This is a genomic window from Finegoldia sp. P3-F-LR, from assembly GCF_052932165.1.
The window spans coordinates 21,033-42,669 of sequence record NZ_JBRFJE010000005.1 but is presented as its reverse complement, the minus strand read 5'-3'; the positions used below and the strand labels follow the sequence as shown (position 1 = coordinate 42,669).

General features: G+C 32.9%; 22 protein-coding genes and 1 other annotated feature. All 22 genes read right to left on the bottom strand.

Features of this window, described 5'->3' with window-relative positions; genetic code table 11:
* Window positions 1-78 precede the first annotated feature (78 nt).
* Window positions 79-1,413 carry a PH domain-containing protein gene (locus tag ACU68U_RS03240; protein WP_446762748.1) on the bottom strand — a complete coding sequence of 445 codons (1,335 nt, stop codon included), beginning with the start codon at window positions 1,411-1,413 and terminating at the stop codon, window positions 79-81.
* A complete protein-coding gene (locus tag ACU68U_RS03235; RefSeq protein WP_094206842.1) occupies window positions 1,410-1,760 on the bottom strand; it encodes a GntR family transcriptional regulator in 351 nt (116 codons plus the stop codon). The genes ACU68U_RS03240 and ACU68U_RS03235 overlap by 4 nt, the downstream gene beginning before the upstream one ends.
* 306 nt (window positions 1,761-2,066) lie before the next feature.
* Window positions 2,067-2,477 carry a DUF5301 domain-containing protein gene (locus tag ACU68U_RS03230; RefSeq protein WP_446762747.1) on the bottom strand — a complete coding sequence of 137 codons (411 nt, stop codon included), beginning with the start codon at window positions 2,475-2,477 and terminating at the stop codon, window positions 2,067-2,069.
* 2 nt (window positions 2,478-2,479) lie between these two features.
* Window positions 2,480-3,124 (bottom strand): thiamine phosphate synthase, encoded by a 645-nt coding sequence (gene thiE, locus ACU68U_RS03225; RefSeq protein ID WP_446762746.1) that lies wholly within the window; start codon window positions 3,122-3,124, stop codon window positions 2,480-2,482.
* Window positions 3,102-3,908 (bottom strand): hydroxyethylthiazole kinase, encoded by an 807-nt coding sequence (gene thiM / locus ACU68U_RS03220; protein ID WP_446762745.1) that lies wholly within the window; start codon window positions 3,906-3,908, stop codon window positions 3,102-3,104. Before thiM ends, thiE begins: the two co-directional genes overlap by 23 nt.
* Window positions 3,901-4,410 carry an energy coupling factor transporter S component ThiW gene (gene thiW, locus ACU68U_RS03215; RefSeq protein WP_094203323.1) on the bottom strand — a complete coding sequence of 170 codons (510 nt, stop codon included), beginning with the start codon at window positions 4,408-4,410 and terminating at the stop codon, window positions 3,901-3,903. Before thiW ends, thiM begins: the two co-directional genes overlap by 8 nt.
* Window positions 4,411-4,482: 72 nt before the next feature.
* The gene (uvrC, locus tag ACU68U_RS03210; RefSeq protein WP_446762744.1) at window positions 4,483-6,309 is read right to left on the bottom strand and encodes an excinuclease ABC subunit UvrC; all 1,827 of its coding nucleotides are present in this window, start codon (window positions 6,307-6,309) and stop codon (window positions 4,483-4,485) included.
* A 2-nt stretch (window positions 6,310-6,311) separates the two neighbouring features.
* On the bottom strand, window positions 6,312-8,081 hold the full coding sequence (locus ACU68U_RS03205) for an aminopeptidase P family protein (RefSeq protein WP_446762743.1): 1,770 nt from the start codon (window positions 8,079-8,081) through the stop codon (window positions 6,312-6,314).
* Between the two features lie 382 nt (window positions 8,082-8,463).
* A complete protein-coding gene (ychF, locus tag ACU68U_RS03200) occupies window positions 8,464-9,561 on the bottom strand; it encodes a redox-regulated ATPase YchF (RefSeq protein ID WP_446762742.1) in 1,098 nt (365 codons plus the stop codon).
* A gap of 96 nt (window positions 9,562-9,657) precedes the next feature.
* Entirely contained in the window at window positions 9,658-11,988 is a 2,331-nt protein-coding gene (locus tag ACU68U_RS03195) for a cell wall-binding repeat-containing protein (RefSeq protein ID WP_446762741.1), read from the bottom strand.
* 165 nt (window positions 11,989-12,153) lie between these two features.
* Window positions 12,154-12,522 carry a RidA family protein gene (locus tag ACU68U_RS03190; protein ID WP_002835519.1) on the bottom strand — a complete coding sequence of 123 codons (369 nt, stop codon included), beginning with the start codon at window positions 12,520-12,522 and terminating at the stop codon, window positions 12,154-12,156.
* A 9-nt stretch (window positions 12,523-12,531) separates the two neighbouring features.
* Window positions 12,532-12,834, bottom strand: a complete 303-nt coding sequence (gene rsfS, locus ACU68U_RS03185; RefSeq protein WP_002835520.1) for a ribosome silencing factor — start codon at window positions 12,832-12,834, stop codon at window positions 12,532-12,534.
* Window positions 12,835-13,410: a bis(5'-nucleosyl)-tetraphosphatase (symmetrical) YqeK gene (gene yqeK / locus ACU68U_RS03180; protein ID WP_392434032.1), complete on the bottom strand. Its 576-nt coding sequence runs from the start codon at window positions 13,408-13,410 to the stop codon at window positions 12,835-12,837.
* Window positions 13,400-13,999, bottom strand: a complete 600-nt coding sequence (nadD, locus tag ACU68U_RS03175; RefSeq protein WP_274983419.1) for a nicotinate-nucleotide adenylyltransferase — start codon at window positions 13,997-13,999, stop codon at window positions 13,400-13,402. The genes yqeK and nadD overlap by 11 nt, the downstream gene beginning before the upstream one ends.
* Window positions 13,992-14,282 (bottom strand): YhbY family RNA-binding protein, encoded by a 291-nt coding sequence (locus ACU68U_RS03170; protein WP_278725887.1) that lies wholly within the window; start codon window positions 14,280-14,282, stop codon window positions 13,992-13,994. The genes nadD and ACU68U_RS03170 overlap by 8 nt, the downstream gene beginning before the upstream one ends.
* Window positions 14,283-14,290: 8 nt before the next feature.
* Complete coding sequence (obgE, locus tag ACU68U_RS03165; protein WP_446762740.1) at window positions 14,291-15,556, bottom strand: GTPase ObgE; 1,266 nt, start codon at window positions 15,554-15,556, stop codon at window positions 14,291-14,293.
* A gap of 126 nt (window positions 15,557-15,682) precedes the next feature.
* Window positions 15,683-15,970 (bottom strand): 50S ribosomal protein L27, encoded by a 288-nt coding sequence (rpmA, locus tag ACU68U_RS03160; RefSeq protein WP_002835526.1) that lies wholly within the window; start codon window positions 15,968-15,970, stop codon window positions 15,683-15,685.
* Window positions 15,970-16,311, bottom strand: coding sequence for a ribosomal-processing cysteine protease Prp (locus ACU68U_RS03155; RefSeq protein WP_446762739.1), 342 nt, complete (start codon window positions 16,309-16,311; stop codon window positions 15,970-15,972). Before ACU68U_RS03155 ends, rpmA begins: the two co-directional genes overlap by 1 nt.
* A complete protein-coding gene (rplU, locus tag ACU68U_RS03150; RefSeq protein ID WP_094208313.1) occupies window positions 16,311-16,619 on the bottom strand; it encodes a 50S ribosomal protein L21 in 309 nt (102 codons plus the stop codon). The genes ACU68U_RS03155 and rplU overlap by 1 nt, the downstream gene beginning before the upstream one ends.
* Window positions 16,620-16,631: 12 nt before the next feature.
* Window positions 16,632-16,704, bottom strand: a sequence feature (ribosomal protein L21 leader region).
* A gap of 20 nt (window positions 16,705-16,724) precedes the next feature.
* On the bottom strand, window positions 16,725-17,729 hold the full coding sequence (locus tag ACU68U_RS03145) for a ribonuclease E/G (RefSeq protein WP_311437335.1): 1,005 nt from the start codon (window positions 17,727-17,729) through the stop codon (window positions 16,725-16,727).
* The gene (locus tag ACU68U_RS03140) at window positions 17,726-18,322 is read right to left on the bottom strand and encodes a cell division inhibitor (protein ID WP_311437336.1); all 597 of its coding nucleotides are present in this window, start codon (window positions 18,320-18,322) and stop codon (window positions 17,726-17,728) included. The genes ACU68U_RS03145 and ACU68U_RS03140 overlap by 4 nt, the downstream gene beginning before the upstream one ends.
* The gene (locus tag ACU68U_RS03135; protein WP_446762738.1) at window positions 18,303-21,629 is read right to left on the bottom strand and encodes a penicillin-binding transpeptidase domain-containing protein; all 3,327 of its coding nucleotides are present in this window, start codon (window positions 21,627-21,629) and stop codon (window positions 18,303-18,305) included. The genes ACU68U_RS03140 and ACU68U_RS03135 overlap by 20 nt, the downstream gene beginning before the upstream one ends.
* Between the last annotated feature and the right edge of the window lie 8 nt (window positions 21,630-21,637).

Genomic DNA, 21,637 nt, shown 5'->3' with positions numbered 1-21,637 from the left:
ATTCCCTCCCATATTAATAAAATATTTCTACTAATATTTATTAATTAATATATACCCAGAATTTACAAAAAAAAACGATTAGCGTAAATTTTTATAAAACTTTTCGGTTTCTTTTACAGTTGGGAAATTAAACACAAGGTTTTTATTATCCTTAGTCTTAATCCAAATTGCTCTTGGATTGTCATTATGAATGTACACATCACAGTTTCCAATTCCTTTTATTGAAAACTTTCCATAGGAATAGTGTTTCAATGATGTTCCATTTAACCTAACTCCATCTGTTTTGTTGACATCTTCGATTAGCTCAACTTTTTCGATTAATTTTTTGTCAATTACAGTGGTGTAAACAGATTCAGTGATTGTAAGAGTGCTTGGCGTGTTATCAACAGTATACGTTTTTGGTAAACTCATATTTATCATCAAAAATTCAACTGAAATCAATAAAACTGCCGTCAATGCATATAGTATTTTGCCTGATAATTTTGCCCTATTAAATGTCATATTACCATTTCTTACGCTAATATCTTCAACCATAATCCTGTCATCTTTCGGATTATAATAACCCCACGGATCAAAGAAGTCCCCATTGTACAAGTCGCTATTAATCGCAATTAAGTTTTTTGCCATGGTTTGATATTTAAAAAGAACCAATATTATCGCTAATGTGTACAAAACAATGTATGAAAAAATCGGGAAAATTCTGTAAATATCTTTTGATGAGTAGTAAGCTACAACAAATCCCAAAACTATAAACATTATATATATCGCATACATCGTTTGTTGTACTTTTATGATGCTTTCTTCATTCAACTTTAAGTTTTCATCAGAATTAGTCGAATAAACTTTGGTGTTTTTCCTTCCCAAAAACCATCCCGTTAATATCGTACTTACACTCATTGCGACTTGCAACAAAATGTAGACGAAGAACATCTCACTGTTTTTGAAAAAAGCTACCAACAATACGATTTGAACTACCAGCGGAATTATCCAGGCTTTTAGTTTGATTTTCTTTTTTTCAATATCTCTTGAAGTCTTCAAATCATACGTCAAAATACTACTCTCAGTCGATATATTATTGTCTTTTTTGTATTGTCGTATTTCTTTCATTGCGTTGTATTCGATAATATTTGCACTCACAAGATACACGACTATTAAATTGTAATATACAAGCATTATCCAATCATAATCAAGTAACACAAGAAAAGATAAAACAATGCTCACCGCAAATAAAATATTCAATTTTTTCTTAGTTTTTCCCAGCAAATCGACGATGAATTCGTCATCTTCATAACCTTTTGGAAAGTTTGTAAACAACATAAATGTATCGTTTATTTTCAATGTATATATGTTAAATCTTCTTATGATAAACAAAATAAACACCAAACTAAAAAATAAAATAAATTGCAACATCATTTTATAATTTCCTCCACTATATTTTTAATATCCTTTTGTGATTTGCCGCGAATTTTCGCTTCCATCAACAGTAGTTTCAATTCATCTTCAAATGAATTTCGTGAATAACCTTCGTCCACGCAAATCTTCGCCCCAACTCTTCTATCTATTACAATTATTTTTTCATCCTTCAAAATATTGTAAGCTTTGCTAATCGTCATAGGATTAATTCCCAAATCATTTGCAAATTGTCTAACAGAAGGAAGTTCGTCGCCATTTTGTAAGTTCCCATTGGCAATTTCTCTAATAATCTCGTTTCGAATTTGAGTGTAAATTGGAACATCACTCGTCGTATTTATGTTAATCATTCTGTCCTCCTTGTATTACTTATTATAATACAGATTAGACACAGATGCAATATTTTTTCAAAGAAAAAAGAGCGCATCGAAATGCACTCTAAATTTTTGTAATAGTTAGTAGTAAACCAATCATACTAAGAATATCATACGGAAAAAATTGATTTGATTTCAAATCGATAAATCCGTTAAAAATTGCACTGTTTGTGTGAAACGAGTTTGCAATTTTAGGAATTTGAGATTTAGAAATCAACAATTTTTAAAGTCTAGATATTCGTTTATGATGGTTTATCTACACAATAAATTTCTTCTATAAAACTACATCGCACCGATTAATTTGTTAAACGTATCCTTGTCGATTTCCCACACTCCTTCGTATGGTTTTTCAATGTAGTATTTTTTGTTTTGATACAAATACAACGTCATTTTTTCGTCTTTTCCGTAGAATATTTCCATTTTTCTAAAATCTTTTGTATTCGCAGGTGTGTCGTTGTTTGATTTTTTTCTAGTTGGTTTTGCTTTTTCTTTTATCAATTTAATTGTGTCTACGATATCTTTTTTCGAAGTGATGGATGCCGTTGGCCCTTCCTTGTTTTCTTCGATTTTTGTAACTGTGATTACTTGTGAATCATTGGCGTTTGGAAGTGTTATTGGATCTGCTTTTTTGCAAGATACCATCACCAACATCAACACCATAACTAACAATACTAATTTAAATTTGTTTTTCATAATTACCTCAATTCTAAAACTTGTTTTGATTTTTCTAATAATCTGTGTGCTTTTTCTTGTGGATTGTCGTCATTCATCAACGCTCTTACGACTGCTATCCCACTTGCACCACCGTTTTTTAATACATCTATGTTATCCTCATTTAAACCGCCAATAGCGACAGTTTTTATGCTTATGCTATTGTTGATATCTCTTAGAGTCTCAACCGATGTTATTTTCGTTTTAACATGGGTTTTTGTCGGATAAATCGCGCCAACTCCAAGATAATCTGCGCCTTCTTTTTCACATTGTATAGCTCTGGCAACACTTTTAGCCGTTGCGCCAATAATGTAATTATCTCCAAGAATTCTTCTTGCATCTTTTATTTCCATGTCATCATCTCCAAGATGAACTCCTGCACACTCGCTTGCCAAGCAAACGTCAATTCTGTCGTCTATTAAAAGCGGCACATCAAACTTGTCACAAATTACCTTCACTTTTTTTGTCAAGTCTATGTATTCTCTTGTAGAGATATTTTTCTCCCTTAGTTGTACCAGTGTTACTCCACCTTTAAGAGAATCTTCAATTTTTGTTAAAAAATCTTCCTCATCTTTAACATTTGTCCTATCAGTAACCAAGTACAAGCTAAGATTCAACTTTTCTCGCATTTATATTCTCCTTTATTTGTTCCCATTTTATTTTGGATAAATTATCGTACAAACCGATTTTGAAAGAACTAAGTCCAACACTTTTATCCACCATTTCACAGCTAATATTCATCATGCTAATTGCTAGAACACATGCTTCTATCGATTGAGATACGCTAAGTGTACACGCTATCAAACTTCCCACAACACAACCTGTCGCAGTGATTTTTGAAAGCCTTTCATCGCCATTATTAAGCAGATAAATCTCATCTGAACACACAATATCCGTATGCCCTGTTGCCACAACCATTGAATGGTACTTTTCGTGCAAATTATTACAATAATTAATCACATCGTCTACTTCAAGCTTTCTTGAATCCACACCTTTTGTACTTAAATCTTTAATAACCAGTGATTTTATCTCGCTGTAATTTCCTTTTATGCAAGTTATTATGTTTTTTTGCAAGATTTCTAGTGTGAAATCAAGCCTTAATCTTGACGCACTCACTCCAACCAAATCCAATGTAATTGGAATGTTGTTTTCATTTGCAATTCGTAGGGATTTTTTGATTGATTCTATTCTATAATCCGTGATGTTTCCTAAATTTACCAACAGAGAATCAGAATTTTTCGTAATATCTTCGACTTCTCGTGGATTATCTGCCATAAACGGACTTTGGTTAACACTCAGAACTGCGTTTGCCATATCATTGATTGAAATCGCATTCGTAAGGCAATGAATCAGATTATTATTGTTGTACAAATCAGAGTAAATCTCTGACATTTTTTGTATTAAATTATCCATTGATACTTTCCTTTAATTTATCTAGCATTTTATTTTTTTGCATAGCCTTTAAAAATGCGAATGCTACAGTCGCTCCCATTAAAGTCGCAAGTACAAATGATGGCGTGTAGAAAAACAAAGTCAAATTGCTTTTTCCGAAGAAAAACTTCATAACAGGAACGCTTACGATCGATCCTATTATTCCAGTTCCAATAACTTCTCCAATACAAGCCATAATCAATTTGTTCGTTCTTTTATACAAAACTCCCGACAAAAACGCCCCAAACACAGCTCCAGTCAGCGCTAACGGTGGAATTGCCATTAGTGACATTCTGATTATCCCAATCAACGTCGCACACAAAAGTGCATACCATGGTCCCAAAAACACCGCACACACGATATTTACAAAATGTTGTGTCGGACAAAATCCAACCACTCTCAAAATTGGAGATATCACAACTCCTATTGCGACAAATATTGAAAGCATTATCATTTTAATTAAAGTAGAATTTTTTCTTGTCATAAACCATCCATCCTTCACTACCTTATATATTACCATCAATCAATATTTCTTTACAATAAAAAATATAGCAAATTATTGCTTAAAATAATTCACTATATTTTCTGCTGCTTTTTCGTTCATTCCATCAACTTCGCAAAGCTCTTCTACACTGGCTTTTTTTATTCTATCAAGAGTTTTAAAATGTTTCATTAAAGCTTTCTTTCTTTTTTCTCCTATTAAAGCTATATTGTCCAATTCAGATTTCTTGAAGTTTTTCTCGTGAAGTTTTCTGTGATAATTGATTGCAAATCTATGTGTTTCTTCTTGAATCGCAAACAACAACCTGTACAAAGGAGTGTTCACTTTCAATCTGATTTCGTCGTTTTCGTAAATTATTCCACGCGTCCTATGCTTATCATCTTTTACAAGCCCTAGAACTGGAATATCCAAGTTGAATTCGTTCAACACTTCTTTTGCGATGTTGACTTGACCTTTTCCACCGTCCATCAAAATAATAGAAGGCATTTCATCAAAGCTGTTGTCTCTTTTATCAGAATCCAAAAGTCTTCTGAATCTTCTCGTCAACACTTCCCTGTGCGATGCATAATCATCGGCACCTTCTACAGTTTTTATTTTGAATTTACGATAATCTTTGGAAGATTTAGCCCCGTTTTTGAACACAATCATACTTCCCACAGAATCTACACCACTTGTGTTGGAAATATCGTAGCATTCAATTCTATCAATTGGTTTAACCCCTGTGATGTCTTGTAAATCTAAGATTGCATTCTCACGATTACGTTCTCTTTTCAAATGTCTGGAAATGTATTTGTCCAGTCCTTCTTTTGCGTTTACTCTGACCATTTCCAAAAGGTCCGTCTTGTTACCTCTTTTAGGAATTTTGATTTCAACCTTGGAACCTTTTTTCTCAGTTAGCATTTCTTCGATAAGCTCTCTGTCTTCGATTTCAATATCGGTTAGGATTTGTTTCGGAACGTAAGTCAAATCAATGTAGAATTGTTTGAAAAATTCTCCTACAATGTGTTCGTTTGATTCTTCGTATTTATTGTCGATAATGAAATGTTGTCTTTCAATAATTTTGCCATTTCTCATGAAAAATACTTGAACGCATACAGTCTCCGCTTCTCTAGCCATGGATATCATATCCAAATCCAACCCCTTGGTGTTGGTGATGTTTTGTTTTTCCAAAATCACTTGAATATTTGCAATAGAATCTCTGAGTTTCGCTGCCAATTCAAAGTTCAAATTCTTGGATGCAGCCATCATTTTATCGGTCAATTTCTTAGTCAAGTCATCTTCACGACCATTCAAGAAATTTTCCACTTCTAACAATTCTTTGTTGTAATCTTCTTCGTTAACATCATAAACGCACATTCCGTCACAGCGATTGATATAATAATTCAAACAAGGTCTCTTAAGCTTTTGACCCTTATCAAAATTCAAATTACACGTTCTGATTTTGTACGTTTCATGAATTAAATCTATAATATCATTAACTGCATAAGCATTAGGAAAAGGCCCAAAATACTTCGCCTTATCCTTCAGCACACGTCTAGTTTTCAAGACTCTTGGAAACTTTTCGTTCGTGATTTTGATGTATGGATATTGCTTATCGTCTCTTAAAACGATGTTGTATTTCGGGCTGTTTTTCTTGATTAAGTTTGATTCCAGAACCAAAGCTTCACATTCATTATTCACGATAATATATTCAAAATATTCTACGTGACTTACCATTGCAGCGACCTTTGCGAGTTTTTTTGATGAATCAAAATATTGACCCACACGTCTTCTCAAATCAATCGCCTTGCCAACGTAGATTATCTCGTCGTTTTTATCGTGCATAATGTACACGCCTGGTTTGTGAGGTACTTTTTGCAGTTCTTTTTTTATATCAAACATTTCTATATTGCTTTTGTTTGTTGTTCAAGATATTCTAAGTCAGATCCTTCCAAGTATGGTGATAATTTTTCGTAGCATTCCTTATTGTAATTGTTCAACCATTCTAATTCGAAAGGAAGTAATTTTTCTTTGATAATAGGTCTTGTGTCAATTGGACAAATAGACAATGATTCAAATCCCAAGAATTCTCCAAATTCAGATTCTCCAACTTTGATGCAGTGCATAATATTTTCGATTCTGATTCCGTGTGAACCTTCGATGTAAATTCCTGGTTCATCGCTTGTAACCATTCCTTCGTCCATGTCGATATCATTATTTACGGACGAAATTCTTTGTGGTCCTTCGTGAACACCAAGGTAGAATCCCACACCGTGACCTGTGCCGTGTCTGAAATCCAACATTTCTTGCCAAATAGGTCTTCTTGCAATTGGATCTAAGCTCGATGATTTTGTTCCTTTAGGGAAGATTGTAGTCATCAAATTGATGTGTGATTTTAATGTTAAAGTATAGTGTAGTTTTTCATCATCAGTCAATTCACCAAGAGCAACCGTACGAGTAATATCAGTAGTTCCATCCAAATATTGCGCACCACTATCAACCAAATACAATCCCTTCGGTTGTAAAGTGACTGGATGATCAACTGATGGTTCGTAATGAGGAAGTGCCGCATTTTCTCCATATGCAGATATAGTACCGAAACTTAAATCCATGAACAAATCGCCTTGTTCTCTGAAATATCTCAACTTATCTGCTGCACTCATTTCAGTAACATTTCCAGTTGGAGTACCTGTTTCTACCCAATTGAAAAACTTAACCAACGCAACGCCGTCTTTGATGTAAGCATTCTTTTGATTATTAATTTCTGTTTCATTCTTATGAGCTTTCATCAAAGTTGTAGGTTGAATTCCTTTTGAAATTCTAATATTTGAATTAATTGAATTGTAAATTCTTACATTTGTCTTAGAAGGATCCAAGAATAAAACACTTTTTCCTGGAAGCTCACTCAAATCTTCGAAGACTTTTTCGTAAGCTTTTACAGTAACACCTTGTTCTTTCAACAATTCAATCAAATCATCGTCAATTTTTTCATCTTCAATGTACAAATTAGCAAAATCTTTTCCAACCAATGCATAACTTATGATAACAGGATTGTACAATACATCGTTACCTCTAATATTGTAAAGGTAGCAAATATCATCCAAAGAGCCTATAAAATTGTAATCACAATCGTTAGAATCCATAAAATATCTTAGCTCTTTTAATTTTGTCTTAGTATCCTTGCCACAATATTTTACATCAAATGCATAAGCCTTTGAATTTGGTTTTTCTGGACGATCTTCCCAGATATCACCAACAAAATCCACATCAGTGATTATCATTCTATCGCCAAGATTTTCTAACCATTGATAATAATCATTGTAGTCCAAAGTAAGACCATCGACTCCTATTTTCCCACATTCGCCGACATTTTCATTCAAATATTCAATTAAAGTTGGAACCCCAGGTTCACCCATCTTCATCAATTCTACAGTAGACCCTTCAAGTTCCTTAGCAGCTTGAATAAAATATCTTCCATCAGTAAACAAAGCCGCTTTTTTCTTCAAAATTACAGCAGTTCCTGCACTACCACTAAATCCAGTAATATATTTTCTAGTCTTATAATAATCTGCTAAATATTCAGATGTATGAGGATCGCTCGATAATACAACATACGCATCGATATTTCTTTCGCTCATTTTTTTTCTTAGCTTTTCTAATCTTTCTGTAATCATAAATTACCTCCTCGTAGTTATAATAATTATATCACAAAAAATAACGATGTTTATTTTCACGCTAACAATAAAAAACTAGGTAAATTATGCTAATAAAAAAATCAAAACCAATTAGCACAAATATCTGTCTCCAAAAATAAACAAATTCAAAGCTTATGAAGCTAAAATCTCAAACTCGTGCTACGCACTCAAACAATGAGATTTTTTAACGCTTCATTTCGCTAGAATTTGTAATTATTTTTTACGAATGATATTCTTTGCTAATACGGTTTTGATTTATATTCTAATATATTACCAATACCTCTAACTGGTTTTTGATATCTATTACCAAAATTATCCGCAGTTAAACTCAATTGGTGTTTTTTACTACATAAAAACTTTTCTATACATTAAATCTAAAATGAACTACATCTCCATCTTGCATCAAGTAGTCTTTGCCTTCCAATCTCATAAGTCCTTTTTCTCTGACTGCAGGCATAGATTTTAATTCGATCAAATCATCGTAATTTACGATTTCTGCTCTAATGAATCCTCTTTGAATATCTGTGTGGATTTTACCAGCTGCTTGTACTGCAGGAGTGTTTTTCTTGATAGTCCATGCACGAGTTTCATCTTCACCAGTTGTCAAGAAGCTCATAAGTCCAAGCAAATCGTAACTTTGTGTAATCAAATCATCAATCCCTGATTTTTCAAGTCCAATTGCTTCCAAAAATTCTTTCTTGTCTTCTTCGCTATCCAACGCAGAAATTTCCGATTCAATTTGCGCTGAGATTACAACTACTTTTGCATCTTCTGATTTTGCGAACTCTTTTACTTTTTGAACCATTTCGTTGTTTTCGTAAGCATCTGCTACTTCGTCTTCACTTACATTGCACACGTAAATTATTGGCTTTACACTCAAAAGATTGAAGCTTCTCATAAGTTTCATTTCATCTTCGTCCAAATCCAAGATTCTGATAGATTTTCCTTCTGATAAAACGTCGTAGATTTTTTCAAGAAGATCTACTTCTTCTTTCAATTCCTTATTACCTTTCAAAGCTTTTCTAGATTTTTCTAATCTTCTTTCAACCATTTCCAAATCAGACAAAATAAGTTCGTAGTTGATAGTGTCGATATCTCTAAGTGGATCCACTGATCCATCAACGTGAACTATGTTTTCGTCTTCAAAACATCTTAGAACTTCAACAATAGCATCGGATTCTCTAATATTTTCCAAAAATTTATTTCCTAAACCTTCTCCCTTACTTGCGCCTTTTACAAGACCTGCAATGTCGTAAAATTCGATAGTCGCTGGAATAACTTTCTTGGAATTAAAAAGTTCTGCTAATTTATACACTCTTTCATCAGGAACATTTACAAGTCCGATGTTAGGATCTATCGTACAGAATGGATAATTCGCCATTTCTGCACCGGCTTTTGTTATCGCATTAAAAAGTGTGGACTTTCCTACATTTGGAAGCCCCACAATACCTAATTTCATATCATTCACTCCTTTTAACTAACTCAAATTTTACCATATACCATATTTTTTGTAAATTATACGCATTCAAAAAAGAGCTCTTTTCAGAGCTCTAATTTAAAAATTATTTAGTTTGGCATTTTTGATAATCTTTGGATAGTTTTTGTAGGAATAGTTCATATCTACTCCGCCTTCTCCAGTATCTGGAACGCCTTTTATTTTTGATTTATTTGTAAATTGCCACATTCCATAATCAGGCGTGAAGCAGTTAGGTCTTGTAACGTGCCAATGTGCAATCCAAATGTCGTATTCTTTCAATCTTTCTCTTTCAAATTGATTGTTAATCCAAGATCCCGAGCTGTACAATCCTGTGTAGTATCCATTCTTTTCAAGAATACTCATAAAGGCAATCGCCATATCTGTTTTTGTTTTTGTTGGAATTCTACGTTGTGAAGGATCTTCGAAGTCCAAATATACTGGGTATTCGAATTGTTTTTTGCCCAATATTTTCAAGTATCTTACAGCTTCTTCCTTAGCTTCTTCAACATTTACAGCGTATGAATACCAATATGCTCCAACGTTTAATCCAGCTGCTTTTGCATTTCTGTAGTTTTGTTGGAATTTTGGATCTTCACCACTGTATCCGGAACCTGCTTTTAATATTACAAAATCCATTCCGTTTTGCTTAGCTAATTTCATATTTACATTGCGGTTGAATTTTGAAAGGTCTGCTCCTTGTTGAAATACTAATCTGTATTTGTTAGGATTAAACATTCCAAAATCATCAATTTTTGCATATCCTTTAAATCCATTTATATCCAATTGCATCCATCCATTATTTAAAATATTTATAACTTGCATAACTGTTGAAGTGTTGATATCTCTTACAGATTTTGCAGAACTATTTGCAGCATTGTAAAGTTTTGTTGAGTGTTTTGCAACCACGAAATCGTGCAAACCTATCGCTTTATCTTCTTCGATAATATCTGATTGATCTTTTACTACTGGTGGCTTTGGTTTCGGCTTTTCTGGAGTTTTTGCCAAAACATTTTTAACAGTACCATATACGTTGTTATCGATAGTTCTGTATCCACCAACAATATATACATCCTTGATCGACTTTTTGAAGTTATTCAAGAATGCTATGACACTTGTGTCTAATTTGCTTCTTGAACTCAATAAAATCGGTGCATTTAATTTTTGGGCCAACGGACTTATAGCAAGTGCATCTGCAAAATCTTCACCACTTGCGATGAACACTTTGTCCTTGTTCATAGAATTAGCCACTTTTACAGACCCATCGTATCTGTTTCTGCCACTAATTCTACTAACATTTTTGCCAGTTACTGATTGGATATATCTAACTGTAGCCGATGAGATGGATTGTCCTCCACCAACAACTGTTACTTTTCCAATACTAGATTTATTTCTAAGTAAATAATCTCTTGTTTGTCTGGACAAAGTTTTTCCAGAACTCAACAAAATCTTAGCGTTATTTGAATAAGCGTAAGAAGATGCGTAAAGTGGGTCGCTGAAGTTTTCTCCACTTGCAATAACTACGTTCTTTTTCTTGCTCATAGCTGCAACCTTTGCGCTAGTTTCGTATCTGTCTCTTCCGGCAATTCTAGTAACTTTATTTGAGTATTTCTTTAATATGTTTTCAATTCCAGAACTAATGGATTGTTTACCACCAAGAAGATATACTTCTACAGGATTAAGTCTTTGAATTTCATTTCTTGTGGCTGTTGGAAGAGAATCTTTTTCTGTATACAAAATAGAATATTTTCCATCAGACAAAGTCGTTGCACTCAATGCATCGGCGTATTTTTGTGCATTAACAACAATAACCTTCTTAGCATTAGTGAATTGTTCTCTTGAAATTTGTGCAGCAGATTCGTATCTGTTTTGACCTGCAATTCTAGAAGGAATGATTTGTCCAGCAGAATTTAATGCTTTTACTTCTTCATCTTGCGCTTTTTTGTCATCATCTTCTTCAGAAACTTGTTCTTCTGAATTTTCCTTTGATACAGATTTCTCAGGTTTAATAGGCGAATCTTCTAAGACTTCTTCTGTATCTTTTATATCTGATTTTTCAGATACAACTTCTTTTTCAGTTTCTTCTTCATCTTTTGTAGACTCTGAAGCTTCTTTTTTTTCTGATTTTTCCTTAATATCTTTATTTGAATCTGTTGATTTTAAATCTTCATGATTCAAATCACCATTTTCCTTTTTTTCATTTTGTAAGTTGTCTACGTTAGCGTATCCCAATTTAGCTTTCTTAGTCAACTTACTTTGATTATGTGTGCTAATTGATGTATATTTGGCACTAAGCTCGTTTTCTACATCTTTCTTATCATTTTCTGTTTGAGCCATTGATCCTGTAGAAATCATTAATGACACAGACAGTGCTACAAACGATACCTTAGCAATATCTTTTAAGTTCTTCATAGATACAACCTCCTAATATACATACATAATATCATAAAAAGTTACAAAATGGTATCAATTTTGATAATTGTTGACATTCAAAACGAATTAATACAATTGCTTAACAATTTAATACGATTTAAACAAAAAAATCCCCTGAGTATAATTTACTCAGAGGAAAAATTCTTAGTCTAATTCAGCAATTGCTTCTATTTCGATTATTGCGCCTTTTGGTAGAGCTGCAACTTGAACTGCACTTCTTGCTGGTTTGTGATCTCCAAAAAATTCTGCATAAACTTCGTTCATATCAGAAAATTGTGATAAATCTTGCATGAACACGCCAACTCTTGCGATGTTTTCTACTTTGCCGCCTTCAGTTTCGATAATATGTAAAATATTATCTAGTGATGCTTTTGTAGCTTTTCTTATATCAGTTTGTAATTCTCCATCAACGATTGGAAGTTGTCCTGATACATAAATTGTTTTGTTAGCAGATGTTGCTTGTGAATATGGTCCAATTGCAGCAGGTGCTTTGTCTGAATGTAAAAATTTCATACTATCCTCCTAATTCCACAATCTTTCTATGTCGTAGAAAGAACGTGCTTCTTCTGTAAATACATGTACTATAATATCATTAAGATCTAGCAAAATCCAGTTACCTTCGCTGTAACCTTCTTTTCCTAAAATCTCAAAACCATTTTCGTCGCACACTTTTTCCACTTCATCAATAATAGATTGAGCGTGGTTAGGTGCATTGGCAGTTGCAATCACAAAATAATCTGCAACAGCTGAATCTAATTTCAAAGTTACAATGTCTTTTCCAATCTTATCGTCTATTGCTTTTTGAACTAACTCTAATTCAGTCATCTATACTCCCTTCAATAAATAATTTCTGACATTAACACTAGTGATAGATATTTCCCTCTCACCTTCTATAAGATATTTTATCGTATCATCTAGTGATTTGACAATTGCTTTATTCAAATTTATTTTGGATAATCTTCTGATTTCATCAACGTCATCATAATCTCTCTTATCTTCGGTCTTATCAGCCAAGTAAATTATTTTTTCGAAATCAGTCATATTAGTTCTTCCAGTTGTGTGAAATTCTATCGCATCCAAAATTTCATCGTCATTCACTCCGTATTCTTTGTTAGCGACAATTCTACCCAAATAGCAATGCAATAACTTAGGATTTTCCATATCGGGATTTTTCCCTCTCAATTCTCTAAGCTCTTCAAATTCTTTCTTGTACTTATCCAAATACATTTCTTCGTTGTTTTTTGCACAGTCGTGAAGAAGCGCCGCTAATTCTATTTTTGCATAGTCTTGATTGTAAAGCTTTGCTAATTCAATAGCTTTGTCCCTCACTCTCAAAACGTGTTCGTATCTTGTTTTTTTGAGCATTTTACTCAAATTATTTTCTATTTCTTTAACTTTCATATAATTTGTTTCTCACAATATATTCAAAAACTTGATTTGGCACGAAATACCTAAAATCTTGATTTGTTTGAACTTTCTCTCTGATTTTTGTAGAAGAAATATCTATAAAACTTGTGGGAATTTTCTCCACAAAATATCCCTTTGATTTTAAATCATCGATTTTTACATCTAGTTTGGACATCTCTTCTTGTCTTCTAATACAAGCCAAAATCTTAGTATTTTTCAAAAAATCTTCTGCATTCTCCCAAGTTTCCACACTCATTAGCGAATCTTCGCCCATTATGAAATAAAAATCATGATCGTAATTTTCTCTCAAATATTTCATAGTTTCCCATGAATATGTCACGCCATTTTTGTTGATTTCATAATCACATACATTAAACTTCTTGTTATCCTGTGTGGCAATCTTCACCATTTCAAATCTTTTTTGTTTGTCTGTGACATTTTTATCTTGCTTAAAATTCGGATTACCAGTAGGAATAAACCACACTTCATCCAAATTTTTGTAATTAATAGCTTCCATAGCTAATATCAAATGTCCTATATGAATGGGATCAAAAGTCCCACCCATTATCCCGACTTTAATCATCTAAATCTATTACCTTGTTTTCAGATTCTCTGTAAACTGTTAGAATATTTCCCATATATCTGACAAATTCACAGTCAAGTTTTGTCAATATTTCATCTATCAACATATCTCTATCGTCCAAATTATTGTTGAGAATTTTAATCTTCATGACTTCTCTCTTGTTCAAAGTATCATCGATTTGTTTCAAAGTATTTTCTGAAATTCCACCTTTGCCAATATTTACAAGTGGTTTGTAACCATGAGAAATCTTTTTTAATTTTGCTCTTTGTTTTGGTGTTATCATTTTATCTCCTATTCATAAAAATCAAATTCCACATCACCGATAATTACATTATCTCCATCTTGAATTCCAAGATCTTTTAATTGTTCTATAATTCCCTTGTCTTCCAAAACTTTTTGCAAGTGATTTACTGATTCGTACACTTCAAAGTTTGTTCTGTAAATTAAGTTTTCAATCAACGGGCCTTCGACAATGTAGTTTTCGTTTTCTCTTCTAACTTTGAAATCAGGTTCTTTTTCCTCTTCAAAGTAAACGTATTGTTCATCCAATGTAGAATAATCATCTTCTATACTATCCAAAGTATCTGCAATCAAATACATAAGTTTGTCCACATTCTCAGTTGTAGCAGCACTTATTTCTACGATTTCATCAACTTTGTCAGAATATTTTTCCCTAAATTCTTTTATATTATCTTCTGCTCCTAGATCTGTTTTATTCAAAACCACGAGCATTTTTTTATCATTCAATTTGATATTGTATGAAGCCAATTCGCTATTGATTAGTTCAAAATCTTCGATTGGATTTCTACCTTCACTTCCAGAAATATCCAACACGTGAACTAAAATTTTAGTTCTTTCAATGTGTTTCAAGAAATCATGACCAAGTCCCAGCCCTTCACTTGCTCCTTCGATTAATCCAGGAATATCTGCAAGAACGAAACTTTTTTCTCCTACTTTGCACACTCCAAGATTTGGCTCAAGTGTTGTGAAATGATAATTTGCAATTTTGGGTCTTGCGTTTGACATTATAGACAACAGTGTAGATTTCCCAACATTAGGAAGACCAATCAATCCAACATCAGCTAAGAGTTTTAATTCTAACTTAATTGTTTTTTCTTCACCTTTTGTTCCAGGCTCTGCAAATCTTGGCGCTTGTCTTATAGATGATTTAAAATGAACATTTCCCTTTCCGCCTTTGCCGCCTTTGCAAATTACAAATTCTTCCTTATCGTGTTTTACATCGTAGATAACCGTATCTGTATCGTAATCTTTTATCAAAGTTCCAACTGGAACTTTAAGAATTAAATCTTCACCTTTTTTCCCAAATTGTTTTTTGTTTCTGCCGTCGCCGCCACTTTCAGCTTTATAAATGGATTTGTAACTATAATCCATCAAAGTTTTAATGTCTTTGTCACCGACAATTATAATACTACCGCCATCTCCGCCGTCGCCACCTGCAGGGCCTCCTGATGGTTCGTATTTTTCTCTTCTAAATGCAACAGAACCGTCTCCACCTTTTCCAGCTTTTAGTTCTATCTTCGCTACATCTATAAACATTTTTCACCTCTTTATTAATGCTCACTATACTTGTAAGTTTACATTATTTCCCACTAAAAAAGCAACACCTTACGATTATAAAAAGGAAATCCAATTTATAATCATAACAAAGGTGTTGCTAAAAAATTAAGCTTCTTTTGGATATACAGAAACTTGCTTTCTGTTTTTACCAATTCTTTCGAACTTAACTACTCCGTCAATTTTAGTGAAAAGTGTATCGTCTCCACCCTTTCCAACGTTGTTGCCTGGATGTATTTTTGTTCCTCTTTGTCTAACTAATATGTTACCAGCTAGAACGTATTGGCCGTCACCTTTTTTAGTTCCTAATCTTTTGGATTCGGAATCACGACCGTTCTTAGTAGAACTTACTCCCTTTTTACTAGAGAATAATTGTAAATCTAATTTTATCATCATTACACCTCCCGATAGTTAATTTTCAAGTGTTTTATATTTTCGTTTCGTATTGATTCCAGGGCGAATACCAATGATTTCATCAAAATATCCACCTGAATCATTTCAGTCTCGTTTAGTAAGTCATAGTTTATTTCGAAGAAAGCATCTCCGCTTTCAAAATGAAATTTCAACTTATCACTGTCAAGCTTAAGTATTTCAGTAAATGTGTTAACAGTATTAATCAGATAAACACTGATAGCGCTGCAGACCACATCATTTCCATAGGATCCATAATCAGCATGACCAGTTGATTTGACTTTTACAATTTTTTTGTCTTTTCTAAAAATATCGACAGTTACCATTAAGCATCAATTTTTTCAATTTTAACTAATGTATATGGTTGTCTGTGACCTTTTTTCTTTCTGTAGTTTTTCTTAGCTTTGAACTTGAAAATAACAATTTTCTTGTCTTTCTTTTGATCCAAAACTTCAGCTGAAACCTTAGCTCCTTCTACTACAGGGCTTCCAACTTTAACATCGTCTCCAGCTACCATTAATACTTGATCAAATTCGATTTTATCGCCTGCTTCAGCTTCGATTTTTTCAACTTTAATGACATCTCCTTCAGAAACTTTGTATTGTTTTCCACCAGTTTTAATAATTGCGAACATTTAGTGCACCTCCTCATTTTTAAGACTCGCCAAATCTAGGTACTTTTGAAGTTTGAAAACCCGATTCGAGCGGTTACACACCAAATAATTGTACAGTAATTTCATTTATTTGTCAAGTTTTACTGTGAATTCTAGTAGATTTAAATTGCTAAATCCATGAAAATTTATATTCGGTTCACAAAATTCATTTTCAATAAAATCTGATAACTTTTTGTTGTCACCTTCTCTGACACAATCCACAATAACCATTCCCACCATTTTCTTCAAATAAATCATCTGATGAATTTTCTTCAAAGCTTTTGTGTTTAGTTCGTGAAAATAATCCTCACTCATTATCATTTGAGAAGAATTCACATCCACAACCCACATCGCCTCTGTTTTTTGAATGACAATTTCTGCGTTATTGTCCAGTTTTATTATTTCTGAATTTTTATCTATTATATCACGACTTATCAAATTATCATAGGTATAATTGTAATTTTCATCAAATTTTACATTTAAAATTCCCTTGTACTGTCTGTAAACTATTCTGTCATTAGTTATCAAATAATCCACATCTTCTTCTTGAATTATTTTATCCACTGGATTTTTCTTGTACAAAAGTTTTGGAATCGGAAGGAATTTCTTCTCTGTTCGAATGTAGTGTATTTTGTTTACAATGAAATTCATTTCTTTTTCTTGTTGAGACTTTTCTTGTTTGAAGAAATTCTCTTTGACAATTCCTGTAAATTTGTATTTTTGCTTGAAATCATCGATATCTTTGTATTTTTGTTTTCCTTCAAATTTTAATTTGTCGCCGTTTGTGTATTTCAAATTTTCTGTTTCAATCGTAATTTTCGTTGTGAATTTGGGGTACTTATCATCTATTGATTCTTTTGTCATCTGAACTATTATTTCTTCAGATGGTTTCAAATTTTTGGTGAACTTTGTATTATTCAGAAATCCTGTTTTCTTTTTGTCGTATTCTATAAAAAATGCGTCGAGTTTTTTATCATATTTTGTGATTTTAGCTACATAAATATTTCCAAGTTCACTGTCGTAATCTCCCAATAATTTAAGCTCCTCATCATAATATCCCCAAGTGTTTTTGTCTATGAATAGATATTTCATCTTTTGAAAATCCTATCGAAAAATCCGATTTTCGCTTCTTTGTCTTGTTTGTAATTTTGGATAATTTCAGTTAGTTTTTCATCTACATTTTCAGAATAGGAATTAATTTTCTTCTCGTATTCTTTTGTGAACTCTAATTTTCCAATGTATTTGTAATCGGATTTCCTTTTAGATGATGAATCCGTAATTTGATACAATTTTTTTGCGTGAGATTTTTCTTCATTTCCCCACATTATTTCTTCATCAAATTCTATTCCAATATCTTCAGTGAATATTACAATGTCAAACTCACTTAAATTGTCTAGCAAATTTTCGTAATCTACCTTTGTCGCAGAATATTTTTCAGGTTTTATGGTTGAAGGTATAACATATCTATCTTCTCTGATTTTGACCATTGATTTCTTGTAATCAACCACATTACTCAACACATCCAATGTGTCATAAACGCAATAATCCTCCACTCCTAATGCGTATTCGATTTCTCTTGATTTTTCAGAATTTACTATTAAAATTTTTCCGTCTAATAAATTACAAAGGCTTTGTATCAACAAAGCCTTTTTTTGTAATTGTGAATTAACGAGTACTGTTTTCATACATATCATTCTCACTCTCAGTATTTTCTTGTTTTTCGTCTTTTTCTTTTTTTAATTTCAACGCTTCTGCCATTATATCTCTTGTCATTGGCCCGTTGTTCGTGCTCGTTCCACCTTGCATAATAACTGTTACCACTGCAACTTTAGGATTTTCAACTGGAGCAAATCCAATCATCCATGCGTGGTTGTCATATGTCTCTCCAGATACTGGATTAACCCCAACTTGGGCTGTTCCCGTCTTAACTCCAGCAGAAACTGGGAAGTTTTTAAAAGTATTTTTTTCGTAGCCTTCAGTCGTAGCCAAGTGAAGTCCTTTTCTGATATATTCCAAATTTTCGTAATTTTTCAATTTGATTTTTTCGCTTTTCTTTTCGTTTTTAAATAGCGATGTGGAATTGTCATTGGATTTTACTTCATTTACAAGTGATAATTTGTTCAAGTATCCATTATTTGCAAATGCAGAAATATATCTTGCCATTTGAAGTGGCGTGTATGCGTTTTGTCCTTGACCTATAACCACGTTCAACATATCACCGATATTCCACTTTGATTGGCTCAAATAATCGAATTTGATTTTATCGGCGAACGAATTTCTCTCTCCGTCTAATTTCTTTTCTGCATCAAATCCCAAACTATCCAATGTATTTATAATATTGCTTCTCGTTTGAAGATTTTTATCATCTGCAAGTAACATTATTTTGTCGATTTTGGATTTCATTTCCTTTGGAGTAAATACTTCTCCTTCTTTTACATATTTTTCCGCATTTTTTTCCAAAAATCTTCTGAATATTGCTTTGAAGTTATTTTCTTTTATTTGTGGATCTGGAATAGTTCCCGAATTTTCTGCCGGAATATTTATATCTATTCCTGTTTTACTGCCTAGCCCAAGTTTTCTTGCAGTAGACACTAATTCATCAATGCTCAATTGATATCCCAAATCTATGGAACGTCTTTGATCCTTTCCAAGCGCTAGAGAATAATAATAGTAGTTACAACTGTCTCTTAGTGCTTTCATCACATTGTCGCTACCGTGAGTTCCTTTATGTTCATTCCATATCCAGCAACCGAATATAGAGCCTCCAACATCGACGTATCCTCCACATTTTATTTCGTGATAAGGATCAAATCCGCCTTCTAATGCTGCAAGTGAGGTGTTAAGTTTGAAAATAGAACCCGGTTGCATCGCAGCTTGCATTGGAATGTTATACAAAGGTCTTGGAGATATTGGATCTTTTGGATCTTCTGCTTGTAAACTTTCCCAATCAGTTTGTGAAATCCCCGTTGAAAACAAATTTGGATTGTACGATGGGAATGAAGCCATCGCAAGTATTTCTCCAGTCTCAACATCTACTGCAACTGCTGCACCACTTTTTGCACTTTTATATCCAGCTAAAGTTTTGTCGCCCCATTCGGATACATAAGTTCCTCCAGTGCTTACGGCTTTTATAGATTTTTTCAAAGATTCTTCGGCAACTCTTTGAACATTAGTGTCAATACTCAAATACACATTGTCGCCAGGAATTGCTTTTTTCTCAGACAAAGTTTCAGTTCTATTTCCTTTGCTGTCGACCATAACTCTCAATGATCCGTCTTGTCCTTTTAATGCATCTTCCTTGCTTTCTTCAATTCCAGTTTTACCAATCAAAGCATCCTTGCTGTAACCTTTTTGTTTTACGTATTCTTCAATTTCTTTCTCAGTAGAAATCTTTCCGATATATCCCAATACGTGGCTAAGTTCTTCACCATTAGGATAATATCTAACTGACCTTGTCGCTACTTCTATTCCTTGGTTCTTCCCAAATCTTTCCTCGATGCTACTCACGGATTCTTCCGTTAAATTATAGCTTAGAGCGATTGGCTCATAACCTTTTTGTCCTTTATTTTTTAATTGATTGTAAATACTTACGATGTTGTAGGCATCGTATTTTGAATATTTTTCGCATTTATTTTTCTTCAAAATTTCTTCATACAAAAGCTTAACATCAGAATTTATTTCCTTGTCGTAACTCTTGTAGAAATCTTCCATATTTTTTTGGTAAATGTATTTCCAATCATTAACACTAATCGAAGGATTGATGTTGTTTTCAGTGTTTACCGATTGAGCAATAAGTTTTATATCATCGTCTGTGATGAACTTGTATGATAAATTATTCGAATTCAATAAATCTGCAACGTGTTTGTATGGATCTGTAGACTTTTTACTTTCTGTGACAAACTTAGCCTTAACTTTTGGATTTTGCTTGTCTTTTTCATCCAAACTAAACTCTACATTTGTTTGTATTCCGTTTTTCTTGAGTAAGTTTAGGGCTTTTTCCAACACGATAGTTTTCTTGTCATCTTCTACATCTACTTTTTTCAAAAGCTCAACTATAGTATTGTCTTTTACAATATTTACAAAATCGTCAGCAGCTTCTGTTTTAAAATCAATTTTGTTGGACAGCTTCATCATTTCAACTTTTTTCTCCAAAAGTTTTTGGTTGTCTTTGAGTTCCATATCTTTCAGAACTATATTATCTTGAAGATTTTCCTTTTCTAATTCCTTGTAAACCATCGACCTAATGACGCTGTCGTTCAAAAGTTTTCTGATAATTGATTTGTCTTTTTGAATTATCGTAGCTATCGCAGAATTAACATCTGAAGTTTCCTTTAATCCGTGTTTTTTTAGTAACTTCACAGTTTCTTTGTCATTTGTATCGAACTTTTTATTATCTTTACGATCCAATTTCAAAGTCAAACCTTTTGAACGAAGTGCATTCAAGCAATAATCCAAGACTGTTTTCTTATAAATTCCTTGATTAGTTTCTTGTGTGTAAGTCTTGTCGATCAGATTTGCCATTATGTTTTTATCCATGACAATTGATGCCACTTTGTCAAGCGGTGATTTATCTTCTTTCAAATAATCGTCCGTATTTCTGTAAGTAAAAGCGTTAAGTGCGATTGGAAAATCTTCGGTATTCATCGAACCATCTTTTTCCAAAATTCTCGATAAATTCAACAATGCGTCATTACTATTGTCAAGCTTCATTTGTTTGATTTGATCTTTGTACAAATTAGCAACATAAACATTTTTCGTCGTCGCTAACAATTCTCCGTTTCTGTCGTAAATATTTCCCCTAGGAGCAGGGATTTTGACTTCACGAAGTCTATTATTCTTGGCAATATCCCTGTAGTAGTTTCCTTTAATCAATGTCAAATGCATTAATTTCAAAGTAAGTACGGCCATCATTATCGCCAATATCACAATAATTATCGTGAATCTATCGTATTTTTCAAGTTTTTTTAAAAATTTATTGTCAAATTTCTTCATTTTGTACC